The 1,182-nt window shown below is 41.1% G+C and carries 1 pseudogene; it reads left to right on the top strand.

What is annotated here, in order from left to right:
* Nucleotides 1–29: 29 nt before the first annotated feature.
* Nucleotides 30–1,182 (top strand): annotated as a pseudogene (locus H5968_RS24950) (class I SAM-dependent DNA methyltransferase); the annotation flags it as partial.

Here is a 1,182-nt window from a genome sequence, read left to right as displayed (position 1 = left end):
CCAGTCCCCAGTCCCCAGTCCCCAAGAATATGAGTAACAACGAATACAAATACCTCCATAAGCAATGGTTAGGCTTAATACAGCCTGTGGGCTGGGTTGTATCCCCTGGTGTACTGAGTGAAGCGGGGATAATTCCTCAAAAAAATGTAGTTGATTTACAAATAGGTCTCCGTAATTTTATTGAAAGCCAAGCAGAATCACATAACTTTGCAGATTTCGCTATTGACGTTCTCGATTGGCAAGAAAGCGATTTAATTAATACAGAATCAGTATTAGCAGAATTGTCAGTATATTTAGAATCCTATCAAGAAAACCTCACCCCTAACTATGCTGTACCCGGTGCAGAGGGTGGTTATTTAATGTTGATACAAACTCTCAAATCGGGACAACCACTAGATGAAGTAGTAGCAAGTAACACCGGATGGCAAACGACACCCCAGTTAAAATTTGAACGTTTATTAAAAGAAAGCAAAGTACATATAGGCATATTATACAACGAAATAGAATTGAGACTTGTTTATGCTCCGGCGGCTGAATCATCGGGATATCTGACATTTAACATCAATAATATGTGTGAAATAGCAGGTAGACCGATATTAGCAGCTTTAGAAATGTTGCTAAACCCCGACATATTATTTACCTATCCCCCAGAAAAGCGTTTACCAGCATTATTAGAACGCAGTCGCAAAGCACAAAACGAAGTTTCCACCCAACTATCAGAACAGGTATTAGAAGCACTTTGGGAATTATTAAGAGGATTTCAAGCGGCTGATGCAGCAGTTAATGGGCGGTTATTGCGAGACATTGCAGAATATAATCCCCAACATATATATGGTGGTTTGATTACCATCTTATTAAGATTAGTATTTTTACTATACGCCGAAGACCGGGGTTTAATGTCCCAGGATGCGGTATATACCCGTTATTATTCCGTAACTGGGTTGTATGAAAGATTGCGAGAAGACGCTGGTAATTTTCCTGATACAATGGATCAGCGTTATGGTGCTTGGGCTTGGTTGTTGAGTTTGTTTAGGCTCGTTTATAGTGGTGGTTGTCACGCCAAACTGTATTTACCTGCCCGTGAAGGTCAATTATTTGACCCCAAGGAATATCCGTTTTTAGAGGGACTGGTGACTGGGAAAGTCTTTTCTTCCCCTGCTTCCCCTGCCTCCCCTGCTTCCC

Source organism: Sphaerospermopsis sp. LEGE 00249, assembly GCF_014299995.1.
GTDB lineage: Bacteria > Cyanobacteriota > Cyanobacteriia > Cyanobacteriales > Nostocaceae > Sphaerospermopsis > Sphaerospermopsis kisseleviana.
This window is presented reverse-complemented; position numbering and strand designations above follow the sequence as displayed.